This is a genomic window from Bradyrhizobium diazoefficiens, assembly GCF_016612535.1.
GTDB lineage: Bacteria > Pseudomonadota > Alphaproteobacteria > Rhizobiales > Xanthobacteraceae > Bradyrhizobium > Bradyrhizobium diazoefficiens_C.
The window spans coordinates 2,294,094-2,306,992 of record NZ_JAENXS010000002.1 but is presented as its reverse complement, the minus strand read 5'-3'; the positions used below and the strand labels follow the sequence as shown (position 1 = coordinate 2,306,992).

11 protein-coding genes are annotated in these 12,899 nt (G+C 60.9%); 10 read left to right on the top strand and 1 reads right to left on the bottom strand.

Translation table 11 applies throughout. The features are described 5' to 3' along the window. The first annotated feature begins 48 nt into the window (after nucleotides 1–48). The 10 genes from JJE66_RS27685 (at nucleotide 49) to JJE66_RS27640 (ending at nucleotide 11,494) form a co-directional block, all read left to right on the top strand. Entirely contained in the window at nucleotides 49–1,761 is a 1,713-nt protein-coding gene (locus tag JJE66_RS27685) for a thiamine pyrophosphate-dependent enzyme (RefSeq protein WP_200517618.1), read from the top strand. A 592-nt stretch (nucleotides 1,762–2,353) separates the two neighbouring features. Next, nucleotides 2,354–3,670: an NAD(P)/FAD-dependent oxidoreductase gene (locus JJE66_RS27680; protein WP_200517617.1), complete on the top strand. Its 1,317-nt coding sequence runs from the start codon at nucleotides 2,354–2,356 to the stop codon at nucleotides 3,668–3,670. Between the two features lie 36 nt (nucleotides 3,671–3,706). Then, complete coding sequence (locus JJE66_RS27675) at nucleotides 3,707–4,162, top strand: hypothetical protein (RefSeq protein WP_200517616.1); 456 nt, start codon at nucleotides 3,707–3,709, stop codon at nucleotides 4,160–4,162. A 407-nt stretch (nucleotides 4,163–4,569) separates the two neighbouring features. Further along, the gene (locus JJE66_RS27670; RefSeq protein WP_200517615.1) at nucleotides 4,570–4,890 is read left to right on the top strand and encodes a hypothetical protein; all 321 of its coding nucleotides are present in this window, start codon (nucleotides 4,570–4,572) and stop codon (nucleotides 4,888–4,890) included. A 275-nt stretch (nucleotides 4,891–5,165) separates the two neighbouring features. Further along, on the top strand, nucleotides 5,166–6,095 hold the full coding sequence (locus JJE66_RS27665) for a 3-hydroxyacyl-CoA dehydrogenase (protein ID WP_200517614.1): 930 nt from the start codon (nucleotides 5,166–5,168) through the stop codon (nucleotides 6,093–6,095). Nucleotide 6,096: 1 nt separating this feature from the next. Next, nucleotides 6,097–7,074 carry a 3-hydroxyacyl-CoA dehydrogenase NAD-binding domain-containing protein gene (locus tag JJE66_RS27660; protein WP_200517613.1) on the top strand — a complete coding sequence of 326 codons (978 nt, stop codon included), beginning with the start codon at nucleotides 6,097–6,099 and terminating at the stop codon, nucleotides 7,072–7,074. Between the two features lie 210 nt (nucleotides 7,075–7,284). After that, nucleotides 7,285–8,505 carry an acyl-CoA dehydrogenase family protein gene (locus tag JJE66_RS27655; RefSeq protein ID WP_200517612.1) on the top strand — a complete coding sequence of 407 codons (1,221 nt, stop codon included), beginning with the start codon at nucleotides 7,285–7,287 and terminating at the stop codon, nucleotides 8,503–8,505. A gap of 66 nt (nucleotides 8,506–8,571) precedes the next feature. Then, the gene (locus tag JJE66_RS27650; protein ID WP_200517611.1) at nucleotides 8,572–9,366 is read left to right on the top strand and encodes an enoyl-CoA hydratase-related protein; all 795 of its coding nucleotides are present in this window, start codon (nucleotides 8,572–8,574) and stop codon (nucleotides 9,364–9,366) included. 39 nt (nucleotides 9,367–9,405) lie between these two features. After that, nucleotides 9,406–10,632: a CaiB/BaiF CoA-transferase family protein gene (locus JJE66_RS27645; protein ID WP_200517610.1), complete on the top strand. Its 1,227-nt coding sequence runs from the start codon at nucleotides 9,406–9,408 to the stop codon at nucleotides 10,630–10,632. A gap of 82 nt (nucleotides 10,633–10,714) precedes the next feature. After that, entirely contained in the window at nucleotides 10,715–11,494 is a 780-nt protein-coding gene (locus tag JJE66_RS27640) for an enoyl-CoA hydratase (RefSeq protein ID WP_200517609.1), read from the top strand. A gap of 126 nt (nucleotides 11,495–11,620) precedes the next feature. On the opposite strand, the gene JJE66_RS27635 is transcribed toward JJE66_RS27640, so the two are convergent. Further along, the gene (locus JJE66_RS27635) at nucleotides 11,621–12,688 is read right to left on the bottom strand and encodes an AraC family transcriptional regulator (protein WP_200517608.1); all 1,068 of its coding nucleotides are present in this window, start codon (nucleotides 12,686–12,688) and stop codon (nucleotides 11,621–11,623) included. Between the last annotated feature and the right edge of the window lie 211 nt (nucleotides 12,689–12,899).

Here is a 12,899-nt window from a genome sequence, read left to right as displayed (position 1 = left end):
GACACGTCGCGCATGCTTGCGTCCAAGGTGGACACGGCAAGGTGGCGCATGAGCAAGTTGGTAGCGGATATCATTGTTGACACGTTGCAGAGCGCGGGCGTCAAGCACTGCTACGGCGTCGTGGGCGATACCCTCAATCTGATCGCCCGCTCGCTCGAACGCAGCGAGATCGAGTGGGTGTCGGTCAGGCACGAGGAAGCCGGCGCGTTCGCCGCTCAGGCGGAGGCGCAGGTAGCAGGTCGTCTGACCGCCGTGGCCGGAAGCTGCGGCCCTGGCAGTCTGCACTTCATCAACGGAATCTTCGAGGCCAATCGAAACCGCGCGCCAGTCGTTCTCATCGCGAGCCAGATCGTCCGGGGTGAATTGGGATTTGACTTCATCCAGGAGGTCGACTTCAAACAGATCTACAGTGCCTGCAGCGTCTTCTGCGACATGATCTATACGGCCGAGCAAGCGCGCCGCAAGACCGTCATCGCCTGCCAAACTGCTTTGGCGAAGCGCGGTGTTGCTGTTCTCATCGTGCCAGCCGACGTGTCCGCCTCGACCGTGCATGAGGACGTTCCGTACGCAGTGCACGTCTCGGAGCCCGTTGTCCGGCCGAACGATGCGGACCTCAACGAGATGGCCGACATCCTTAACAAGGGCAAGAAAATCGCCGTCTATGGCGGCTCGGGATGCCAGGGTGGGCGAAAGGAGATCCTGACGGTCGCCGAGAAGTTGAAGGCGCCGATTGTTCATACGTCGCGCGCGAAGGATTTCCTCGAGCACGACAATCCCTATAACATCGGAATGACCGGCATGCTCGGCAACGAGGCCGGCTATCATGCCTTGCTGAACTGCGACACGCTGTTGCTGCTCGGGGCGGATTTCGCGTGGCGGCAGTTTTATCCCGACGGTGCGAAGATCGTGCAGGTTGACATCGACCCCACGCATCTCGGGCGTCGTCATCCCGTCACCAAGGGCGTTGTTGGTGGCGTCAGGGAGACGCTGGAGTCGCTGCTGCCGAAACTTCACGAGCGCACCGACACCTCCTTCCGCAGCGAATACCTGAAGCGCTACGCGAAGTACAAGGAGACGGAAAAGGTCAAGATCGCCGCCGGACACGACGGCAGCATTCCCGGAAGCTATCTAACGAAAGTGATTAGCCGGTATGCGGCCAAGGACGCGCTGTTCACGGCCGACGACGGCACCCCAGCCGCCTGGGCTTATCGTCATATCGAGGCGAACGGCCAGCGTCGCATTTTCGCCAGCCTTCTGCACGGAACAATGGCCAACGGCATGCCGTCGGCGATTGGGCTACAAAAGGCACAACCTGACCGCCAGGTTGTCTGCATGGCAGGCGACGGCGGAATTTCGATGCTGTTCGGTGATTTGATGACGGTGGTTCAGCAGGAACTGCCGCTCAAGATCGCTGTCTTCGACAATGGCAAACTCGGCTTTGTCGAGATTGAACAAAAGGCCGAAGGCATGCTCGATACGTTCACTAAGCTGAAGAACCCCAACTTTGCCGAGGTAGCACGCGCCATCGGATTTTGGGGGCAGACGGTATCGAGAGCGGACGAACTTGAGGCCTCGGTCAAGACCTGGCTCGCGCAGCCAGGACCCGCGCTGCTTCACGTGCACGTCAATCCTATGCAACTCGTCATGCCGCCCTTTACCGCCGCCGATCCGGTGATCGGGATGGCGCTCTATACGACCCGCGCAGTCTTGCACGGCCGGGGAGGCGACGTGTGGGAAATGGTGAAGGAGAACTTCCTCTGAACTGGTCCGAGTTTACCCAATGCGAGGCCGGGCAGGGGATAGCGCCGGCGTTTCTCAAAGCGTCGTCGTTGCAGGTAGACATTTTCCCATGAGTCATCGAGTGGAGCCGCGCCAACCCTGGCTGAAGTCTCTCAAGCGGGGAGGCCTGCGCCTCGCCATATGGTGTGCAATAGCCGTGCCTCCCCTCTCATTCGCGCAGGGAACTCCGGAAGAGCGGCGTGCCTGCACGCCTGACGTGCTTCGACTTTGCAGCGCATTCATTCCTGATGCGGACGACATTACGGTCTGCCTCAGACAAAAGCAGCGAGAGCTCAGCGACGCATGCAGGCAGGTTATCGGGGCGGGCATGAAACCATCAGATGGCGGCGCGGGCGTTGAAACGCGAAGACGCAGTGCACGATAGAGCGAGCAGTGACACTCGCGTCGCAAACGAACGCCACGCGCGGCGAGCCGAGCCTGCCCGACTGCGCGCCGGCGAATTTGTGACGCGGCAAGAATGTTCTCCGCGTGGCAACGCCGTCCAAGATGAAATCATGAGGTCGCGATATCAGTGTTCGGCAAGGGGCGGCGCGCAAACTTCAAAGGCAGACCATTGAGCACAGTTCTGATCGAATCCTCGACCCTCGCGAAGCAGTCCACTGCGGAAGCGACATCCAAGAAGAAGCGTGTTGTGATCGTTGGTGCTGGATTTGCAGGCATCGCGGCTGCGCGCGCGCTGCGGAGATCCGACGTGGAGATCTTGCTGATCGACCGGCGCAATCACCACATTTTTCAACCACTTCTCTATCAGGTTGCTACTGCGGTTCTGGCACCGTCCGAGATCGCGGCGCCGATACGTCAACTCGAGGCAAAGCAGAAGAATCTTCGAGTATTGCTCGCCGAAGTCAAATCCGTCAACACGAGAGCTCGCCTTGTCGAGGCGGCTTGCCCGGGGATCGGGGTTCAAAAGCTCGAATACGATTTTATGATCGTCGCGACCGGCATGCGTCCGAGCTATTTCGGCCTTGACGAGTTTGCGCGATTTGCCCCGGGCCTGAAGAGCCTCAATGATGCTGAAACGATCCGAGCGAGGATCTTGAGCGCTTTCGAACTCGCGGAATCAATCAATGATGAGACGGTACGCACGCGCCAAATGACATTCGTGTTAGTCGGCGCAGGCCCGACGGGAGTCGAGCTTGCCGCGTCGATCGCTCACCTGGTTTCCGTGACCCTGCGCAGGAACTTTCGCAACGTTGATCCTGCCAAGAGCCGCATTGTCCTGTTGGACGGCGGCCCACGTGTTCTACCCACCTTTGCTGAATCCCTGTCGAGGAAAGTGACCAAGCGGCTGGAGAAACTCGGCGTTCAGGTCCGCACCGGAGTGAAGGTCGAAAAGGTTGACGCTGAAGGTGTGATCGCGGCCGGCGAACGGATCGCGAGCGCGACCGTGCTCTGGACGGCAGGCGTTGCTGCCTCGCCAGTCGTGAAGATGCTCGGAACGACGATGGACCGGGCAGGGCGCGCAATTGTCGATCCCTACCTGAATATCGCGGGAGCTTCCGATGTGTTTGTGGCAGGCGATGCGACTGCGATCATCCAGGATGGGCACCCAGTGCCAGGGGTGGCGCAGGCGGCGATCCAGCAAGGGCGTTTTGTCGGGCGCGTGATCGCGAGCCGAGTCAGCGGCCGCAAAGACGGTCGTCCTTTCCGTTACCGGAGCAAAGGTAACATGGCGGTGGTCGGGAAGAACTTCGCAATATTGGAGGCGGGCCACCTCCGCAGCAGCGGTTTCGTGACCTGGCTCGTCTGGGTGGCTTTGCACGTGCTCGCGCTGCCCCAGCTTCAGAATCGGTTCCGGGTGCAAATGCAGTGGCTGTGGTCGTATCTGACCGGACAACGCAGCTCGCGCCTGATCGGGGAAGGCCCGTAATCGGCGCCGGGCACAAACAAGGGCCGGGTATCTTCAGTGCTTTCCTCGGGTGACGGATCCATTGTTGCCGCCCTGGCGGCCCTGGCCGGCACGGCCGTCGGCGGGTTTACCAGCGTTGTTGCGAGGTGGCTCTCACAGCGTCTGCAGGTTCGCGCCCAATGGTTCGCGCGCGAGAATAATCGCCGGCAGGTGGTCTATCGGGAGTTCATCGAGGAGGCCTCGAAGTGCTACATCGACGCGCTTCAGCATGACGATGCCGACATTCCCGCCCTGGTCGGCCTGTATGCGAAGCTCGGACGCATGCGAGTCATTTCGTCCGACGCCGTGGTGAAGAGCGCGGACAAGATCGCCAAGGAAATCCTTGACACCTATTTGGAGCCCGACAAGAGCTTCATCGAGCTGCGCGACATGACGAAGAACGGAACGATCGATCTCCTCTTTGAATTCAGCATGGCCTGCCGCGAGGAACTCGAGCGAGCTGAGCAGTTTTAGCGGCCTCCCAGGAATTGCGCCGCGCGCAAAAGAAGGGGCGATAGCATAGGTCGCCATCGGCCCAATTCGACCTGGTCGACTGGTGTCAAAGCCTGAGCGTCTCGGGAGGGACAAGCGCTCAATCCTGCAGGTCAGTTGCCGAGGTCCGCGTCGATCCGGGGGTATCGCCGCGAGCAACCCGACGCGGCCAATCTATGAGAGCGAGAGTCCCGTCTCTTGTACAAACCTGCCGGGAACTGTTCCTCCGCAAGGTCTAATTACCGTAAGCGATTTACGGAATGCGCATGTCCGCGCCCCGCGCGGCTATTCCAACAAGTCGGTCCCAAAAGCAGCAAGGATATTCGCGAGACAAATTCAGATAGGTCTTAGATGTCACCGCAGCACTTGATGCCACTTGGAGCTGCACCATGATGATCAAACTTGCCGTTCTTCTCGTACCCTTCATGATCAATGGATCGATCATTCCGGCGGCGACCGCGCAATGTATGGCTTCGCACGAGATTGCGACCACGCGGATGCGATGGGCTGCGGTTCGCAGTCGCTTCGACAGCGCCGCCAATCACGAGGCCGCATGCCGTGCTTATGCCGCAGCATTCTATGAATCAGTCACGACACGCCAGGCGGCAGGCGGTTGCATCCGTGGCGAGGATCACGATCGGGATATCACGGAGCTCGATTCGGAGATCAACGCCTTCAACGATCTGCTGTCGAGCCAATGCGGCGGCTGAGCGCTGGCCGTACTGTCCCCTTTAATGAGGTGTTGTTCCATGCTTCTTCTCCTACTGCTCATCACGCCCTGGATCTGGCGCCGGATCGCTTCGGCATCGATCCTTCCTGCCGTCACTCAGACGAGAGTTTCGATCGGCAATCGGCTTGGACATCTTGGTGCCAATCGACGTCGCAAAGAACAGCAAACCGGTTCTGAGGGCGGCAATCCCGTTCAATAAGGCGAATGGCGAGCGCGTCACATTCGACTCATATGAAATAACCGCACAGGTGGACCATGCCCAAGCCGGCGTTGACAGTAATCGATAGCTCTCACTTGCAAAAAACCATCGCTCGCCTCTTCGTTCTCGAGCTGAACGCCGGGAAGATTCACACCATGAACGCGGATGGCTCCGACCGCAGAACCGTCGTGACCGATTGCTGGCTGCCCGACGGCATTGTCGTGGATGTCGAAGCAGGCCATATCTACTGGACCAACATGGGCGTTCCCAACCTGAACGATGGTTCGATCGAGCGCGCCGATCTCGACGGCGGAAATCGAATGATCATTGTCGCGAAGGGGAAGACCCACACGCCGAAGCAGATCATCCTCAAGAAGGACAGCGGCAAGCTGTACTGGTGCGATCGCGAAGGCATGTGTGTCATGCGCTGCAATCTCGACGGATCCAGCCTTGAGACCCTCATCGAGACGGGGCGCGGGGATAGCGATCGTAAGGATCAGACGAGGTGGTGCGTTGGGCTGACGATCGATCCGAAATACGACAAGATCTACTGGACGCAGAAGGGCCCCGACAATGCTGGCCGCGGCCGCATCTTCCGTGCCAATGTCGAAATTCCTGCCGGAGAGATGGCGGCCACCCGCTCTGATATTGAGGTGTTCTACGACGGGCTGCCGGAGCCGATCGACCTCGAGCTCGACCGGAAGAATCGGGTCCTGTACTGGACCGATCGCGGCGATCCGCCGCGCGGCAACACCGTGAACAGGGCATCCATCGATAACAAGCCGGCGGAGCCGGAAATCGTTGTGACCCATCTCATGGAAGGGATCGGGATCGCCTTGGATGTACCCGGCGATCGTATGTTCGTCACCGACTTCGCCGGCTCGGTCTATTCCGCGCGTCTGGATGGATCCGGAGAACGGAACTTCCTTTACGCCCAAGGCAACCTCACCGGCATCGCTTATGCCGAAATCCCGCAGGAGAACTGATATGTCGCACAACAAGCCAATTCGCCGCGTTGCCGTTATCGGCACCGGAGTCATCGGCGCGAGCTGGACCGCGCTTTTCCTCGCCAACGGACTTGAGGTGGTGGCAACCGACGTTGCGCCGGATGCGGAAGCGGCTTTGAAGCGCTTTGTTGCAGCGGCCTGGCCGGCGCTGCAGCGCCTTGGACTCGCATCCGGCGCATCGCAGAACAAGCTGACATTTACGGCGGCTCTCACGACGGCCGTGAAGGACGTTGATCTGGTTCAGGAAAACGGGCCAGAGAAGATCGACTTCAAGCGGACGCTGTATCGCCAGCTGGACGAACTGTTGCATCCAAGCGTTATCATCGCCTCGAGCTCGTCGGGGCTGACCATGAGTGAAATCCAGGCGGCGTGCGAAATGCATCCCGAACGCTGCGTGATCGGTCACCCCTTCAACCCGCCGCACCTGGTTCCGCTGGTCGAGATCGTCGGCGGCGCCAAAACGTCGGAGGACACCATCCGGCGGGCAACGGAATTCTACGCCGGTCTCGGCAAGCGGCCGGTCCGCCTCAACAAGGAAGTGCCGGGACATGTCGCCAACCGATTGCAGGCTGCCCTCGCGCGGGAGGTCTATCACCTCGTCGCCGAAGGCGTCATCAGCGTTGCGGATGTCGACACCGCATTGTGCTGGGGACCGGGCCTGCGCTGGGGAATCATGGGCCAGGTCATGCTCAATCATCTCGGTGGCGGCCAGGGCGGCATTGAACATTTCTTCCAGCAATTCACCGGGCCGATGACCGCCTGGTGGAAGGTGCTCGGTTCGCCGCAGCTGACTCCGGAAGTGCAAAAGAAGCTCATCGATGGCGTCCACGCGGAAGTCGGCTCGCGCTCGATCGACGAACTCGAGGCGGAACGCGACGAAATTCTGCTGGGCCTGATCGAGCTCCGCAGGCAGGTCGCCAAGGGGGGCAATCCGAAAGCAACGGAACGCGTTGCCTGAGACGCGATTCCTGACGCAGAACTGCCGAAGCCTCGAGAGGGACCCGCCTCTCGAGGCTTTTTCCATTGCGATGATGTTGAGAAGCATAACGCGACGAAAAGGCAAGAACGTCCCCGACACGGCAAGCTGCTTCAAGAACGCTGCTCGTCTTGCGGTCAGATTGGTGATCGAGACAAAGACAGCCGAGGCTTCATTCACGGAGATTCGAAAATGACAACAGCAACCGCCCCGCGCAAGACCGAGGCCCCGAAGCCGATGCCCGTACCGAACGGCGACTTCTATCAGCTCGTCGAGGCGTTGGCGCCCGACGAGCTCGCGCTGGTCAAGAAGGTGCGGGCCTACATGGAAACCAACGTCAAGCCGATCATCAACAAATACTGGGCCGATGACGCGTTTCCATTCGAGCTGTTGCCGTCGTTCAAGGAGCTCGGCATCGGCGGGCTCGGCTATGAGGGCTATGGGTGCGCCGGCGGAAGCCAGAAGTTGTTCGGCTTCGTCGCCATGGAGCTGGCGCGCACCGATCCCTCTTTCTGCACGCTCTTCGGCGTGCACAGCGGCCTTGCGATGGGCTCGATCTATCTCGACGGCTCGGAAGAGCAGAAGCAGAAATGGCTGCCGGCGATGGCGCGCTTCGAGAAGATCGGTTGCTTCGGCCTCACCGAGCCGCTGGTGGGGTCGGGGACCAGCGGAGGCCTGACCACGACCGCAAAGCGGGAGGGCGACACCTGGATCCTCAACGGTCAGAAACGGTGGATCGGAAATGCTACCTGGTGTGACCTTTCGATCATTTGGGCGCGCGACCTCGCCGACAATCAGGTCAAGGGCTTCATCGTCGAAAACAAGTCGACGCCGGGCTTCAGCGTCGAGAAGATCGAGCACAAGGTCGCGCTCAAGGTCGTCCAGAACGGCCAGATCACGCTGAAGGACGTCCGCGTTCCCGAGGCCAACCGGCTGCAGGCGGGCAATTCCTTCCGTGACACCGCTCGCGTGCTGCGCATGACGCGCTACATGGTGGGATGGGCATCGACGGGCGCGCAGATGGGTGCCTTCGAGCATACGCTCGCCTATACGCAAAGCCGGTTGCAATTCGGCAAGCCGATTGCCTCGTTCCAACTGGTCCAGGACCTTCTCGCCAAGATGCTCGGCAATTTGACGGCGTGTCAGTGCCTGATGCTTCGCTTGGCTCAACTCGACGATGAAGGCAAGCTCGGCGATCACCATGCGGCGCTCGCGAAGGCATTCTGCACGTCCAAGTCTCGCGAGACGGTCGCTTGGGGTCGCGAACTGCTCGGCGGAAACGGCATCGTCGCCGACTACAACGTGGCCCGCTTCTTCAACGACGTCGAGGCGCTCTACTCCTACGAGGGCACCTATCAAATGCAAAACCTGATCGTCGGGAGGGCGATTACCGGCATCAGCGCATTCATCTGACGGCCCGCACTGCGTGGGCGGACGCCGCAACCGCCGCCGCATCTATCCGGAACACAGGAGACGACTATGCCCGATATATCGGCGCTCACGAACGTCCTTTACGAAAAGAAGGACGGGATAGCCTACGTCACTCTCAATCGTCCAAAAGTTCTCAACGCGTTGAATACACCGACCTGGATCGACTTGAAGACCGCCTTCGAGGAGGCGAAGGCGGACACCTCCGTACACGGCGTCATCCTCACGGGTGCCGGCGACAAGGCGTTCATTGCCGGCGCCGATATCAGCGAGCTTGCACATGTTGACGCCTATGAAGCTGAGGAATCGAGCCGCTTCGGGCAAGATGTGCTGAGCCTGATCGAGAATCTCGGCAAGCCGGTGGTCGCAGCGATCAACGGCTTTGCACTTGGCGGCGGTTGCGAGACGGCGATGGCCTGCACGATCCGGATCGCCGCCGAGCACGCCAAGTTCGGGCAGCCCGAGGTGAAGCTCGGTCTCCTGCCCGGCGGCGGCGGCACGCAACGCCTGCCGCGCCTCGTCGGCAAGGGCCGCGCGCTGCAATTGATCCTGACGGGCGAGACGATCTCGGCGCAGGAGGCCTACCGCATCGGCCTCGTCAACGAGATCGTGCCACCAACCGATCTCATTGCGCGCGCCGAGACGATTTTGAAGCAGATCTCCGCCAACGCGCCGATCGCCGTGAAATTCTCGCTCGAGGCCGCCAATAAGGGACTGGACACCAGCCAGGCCGAGGGCTTTGCGCTGGAAGCATCCTACTTCGGCATCTGCGCCGCCACCGAAGACAAGAAGGAGGGGACATCAGCCTTCCTCGAGAAGCGACGGCCGCAGTTCCACGGGCGGTGACGAAAGCCAGCCGCGCACAGCAATTTGGAAAGGACAGCTATGACAAACGATAACATTTTCTCCGGACTGAAGGTGGTGGATCTCGCGAGCTTCATTGCCGGTCCCAGCGCCGCCGTGATCTTGTCCGACTTCGGCGCCGACGTCATCAAGGTGGAGCCGCCGAGCGGCGATCTCTGGCGGCACGCCAACAAGTTGCCGCCGCAACCGGTCTCCGACGATGCCTATCCCTGGCATCTGAGCAATCGGAATAAGCGCGGCATCACGCTCGATCTGAAGTCGCTGGCCGCGCAGCCGGTGCTCGAACGTCTGGTGAAGTGGGCCGATGTGCTGATCGTGAACACGCCGCATCCGGCGCGTAAGCGCCTAAAGCTCGACTATGACGATGTGGTGCAATGGAATCCGCGCTTGATCTACGCCGATATCACCGGCTTCGGCGACAAGGGACCGGACGCGGATCTTCCAGGTTTTGATATCACCTCATACTGGGCACGGAGCGGTCTCTTGTCGTTGACGCGTGATGCGGGCGCGCCTCCGACCTGGCCGGTGGCCGGAAGTGGTGACAACGCGACCGCCGTCGGGCTCTATTCTGCGATAGTCACGGCACTTTATCGTCGTGAGCGCACCGGCCAGGGCGGCCACGTCACGACGTCGCTGCTCGCCGAAGGCGTCTGGTCGGCGAGCGTGTCGATCCAGGCTGCCTTGTGCGAGGCGAAATTCTTCCCCTTGCACGATCGCACCCACCCGGCGAACGCTGCAATGAACGTCTATCGCGCCAAGGATGGCACCTGGTTCGTGCTCATCATCACCGCCGACAAGCTCGAAGCCGTGGCAAAAGCCATCGGCCGTCCGGACCTCCTGACCGATCCGCGGTTCTCCGACCCGGCCAAGCTAATGGCGAACATGCCGGCGCTCTCGACCATCTTCGACGAAGTTTTTTGCGCCCAGCCCATGGCGTACTGGTACGAAGTCTTCAGCGGCGTCCACGTCACCTTCGGCGCTGTGCGGGGGCCGCAGGAGGTGATCGACGATCCGCAACTGCGCGCGAACGAGATTGTCGTTCCGCTCGAGGGAGCCGGCGGCAAGCTGACCGCGACGATCAGCAGCCCGATCCAGCTCCACGGCGTCGCCAAGGTGCCGGCCAAGCGGGCGCCGGCGCTAGGCGAGCACAACGAGGAGGTTCTCCGGCAGCTCGGCTTCAGCGCCGGCGAGATCGACGGGTTGCGGACGAGCGGCACTCTTCCGAGGGCGAAGGGGCACGCGGCCTGATGTGACGATACCGTTCGGGGCGGCGGACGCCGCCTCGAATGTTCGCTTGCAGCGAGATCGGCAACCGTAGGAGGAATTAGAGATGGACGAGATTGTAACAGAGCTGGCCGGAAGCGTCTTGCGTGTCCAGTTGAACCGTCCGACGAAGCGGAATGCGATGACGTCGGCCATGTACCTCGCTCTCGCAGCCACTGTCGAAACGGCGGCGCAGGACCCGCAAACGCGTGTGGTCCTTTGGCACGGTGCCGGAGACTCGTTCTGCGCGGGCAACGATATCGAGGACTTTCTCAAGAATCCGCCGGGCCCCGGCGAATCGCCACAGGCTGGTCTGATGAAAGCCTTGCTCGACTTCGATAAGCCGCTGGTTGCGGCTGTCCATGGAGCTGCCATCGGCGGCGGCACCACCATGCTGACGCATTGTGACTTCGTCTACGCAGGCGAGAGCACGACGTTCCAAATGCCGTTCATCAATCTCGCAGTCGTGCCGGAATTCGGATCGAGCTGCTCGATACCGGCGAGGATCGGGCACGTCCGCTCGGCGGAACTGATCCTGCTGGGAACTCCCTTCGATGCCAAACGTGCCGCGGAATTGGGTCTGATTACCCGTGTCGTGCCCGACCAGGACGTGTTGGGACTGGCAACCGAAACGGCGCGGAAGCTGGCGGCGAAGCCGGCGGGGGCGATGCAGGCAAGCAAGAGGCTCATGAAACAACCGTTCCGCGACCAGATCGGGGCAGCGATGAAGGCCGAGAACGAGGAGTTCAGCGTGCAGGTGCGATCTGACGACGCGCGGGAGGCGCTGACGGCCTTCGTGGAGAAGCGCAAGCCCGACTTCACGAAGACCAGAGCCGCGCAAGCATAGGGATGCGTGTGCAAATCCCAAAGCCTCTCACGGCGGGTGCCGGCGCGCGCCGAGGAAAAATGTTCGGCGCGACGGTCCCATTTTCGATCGAGCCTCGGCGGCGCTGCGTCGAATTTGCTGGCCAGCTTATTCGGTCCTGATCTCGCTCGGCGATTTCTTCGTCCAGCGGCGAAAGGCGCGGCGGAAATTTGCCGCGTCGCTGAATCCCAGCGCCAGCGCGATATCCTCGTTGGCAAGCTTCGTCGTGCGCAGATATCTCAGAGCGATGTGGCTCCGGAGCTCATCCAGGAGGCCGCGGAAGGAAATGCCCTGCTGGCGAAGCCGGCGCCGCAGCGAGCGATCGCTGATGTCGAGCAGCTTTGCGACGGCGGCAAGCGTCGGAGGGTTGGCGATATCCCGCAGCAGAAGTGCGCGGATTTCGCCGGCGATCCCAACCCGCGATTTGAGTTCATCAAGAAGCTGATCGCAAAGCGCCACGATCGTCGGATACGTCGTTTTGTTGCCGAGGCGTGCGGCCAGATCCAGCCAGTCCGAACGAAAGACGATCCGATTGAATCTGTTGGAGTAGCGGATGGGACATCCGATCAGATCGGCGGGCAGGCGGAAATCGTCGGATTCCGAATAGGTGAGGCTGACATGATCCGGGACGAATGCCGCGCCCATAATGTCGCGCATCAGCGAAATATGGATGCCGATCTGCATCTCCGTGATGAAGCGGTAAACCCGCGGGTCGATCGAGGCGCGCGCGTTGGGCTCAATTGTCCAACTCGCGAATCCCTTCTCTTCCCTGAACTCGATCGTGGCAAGCGGCGCGGCAAGCGAGTGGTAGCGCCACGCAAAGGACATCGCATCGCGAAAATCGGGGCAGCAGAGAATGGCAAACCCATACATGCCGTAGGTCGAGATGTGGATGGATGCGCCGACGCGGTAGGGCAGGCGCCAATCGCTCGAGAGCCGAATGGCGTTCTCGCAAGCCGTCATCAATTCCGTGAGCGAGATCCTGGTCTTTGGAGAGTGTACCTCCGGCACCTGAAGCGCGATGTTTCGCAGAATTTCCGTGGCAGCAGTCCCCTGAGCCATCAATTCATCGAACAGAGCCGCGAGCTTGGTTGATTCATAGACGCGTTCGTCCATTTCGACGACGAGCACGTTCTTCGCATCGGTCGTCTTGCCGGGCTGCTTGGAATCGCTCAACTGAAACCGCCTATGGACACCGTCGTAACGCACGAGCCGGCATGCTCGCCATCAGCATATGCTGCATTGTTGTCGAGACAGAATAGCCGTTTTTCGATCGTCCAAGGGCTGGCCAGATCGCTCGTTGTGCGGCGCAGAAGGACGGCCCCTCCAGGTCAAATGGCAGCGGTTTTATTCAAGACGCATCAGGGTTTAGGGCGCAGCGTGTCCG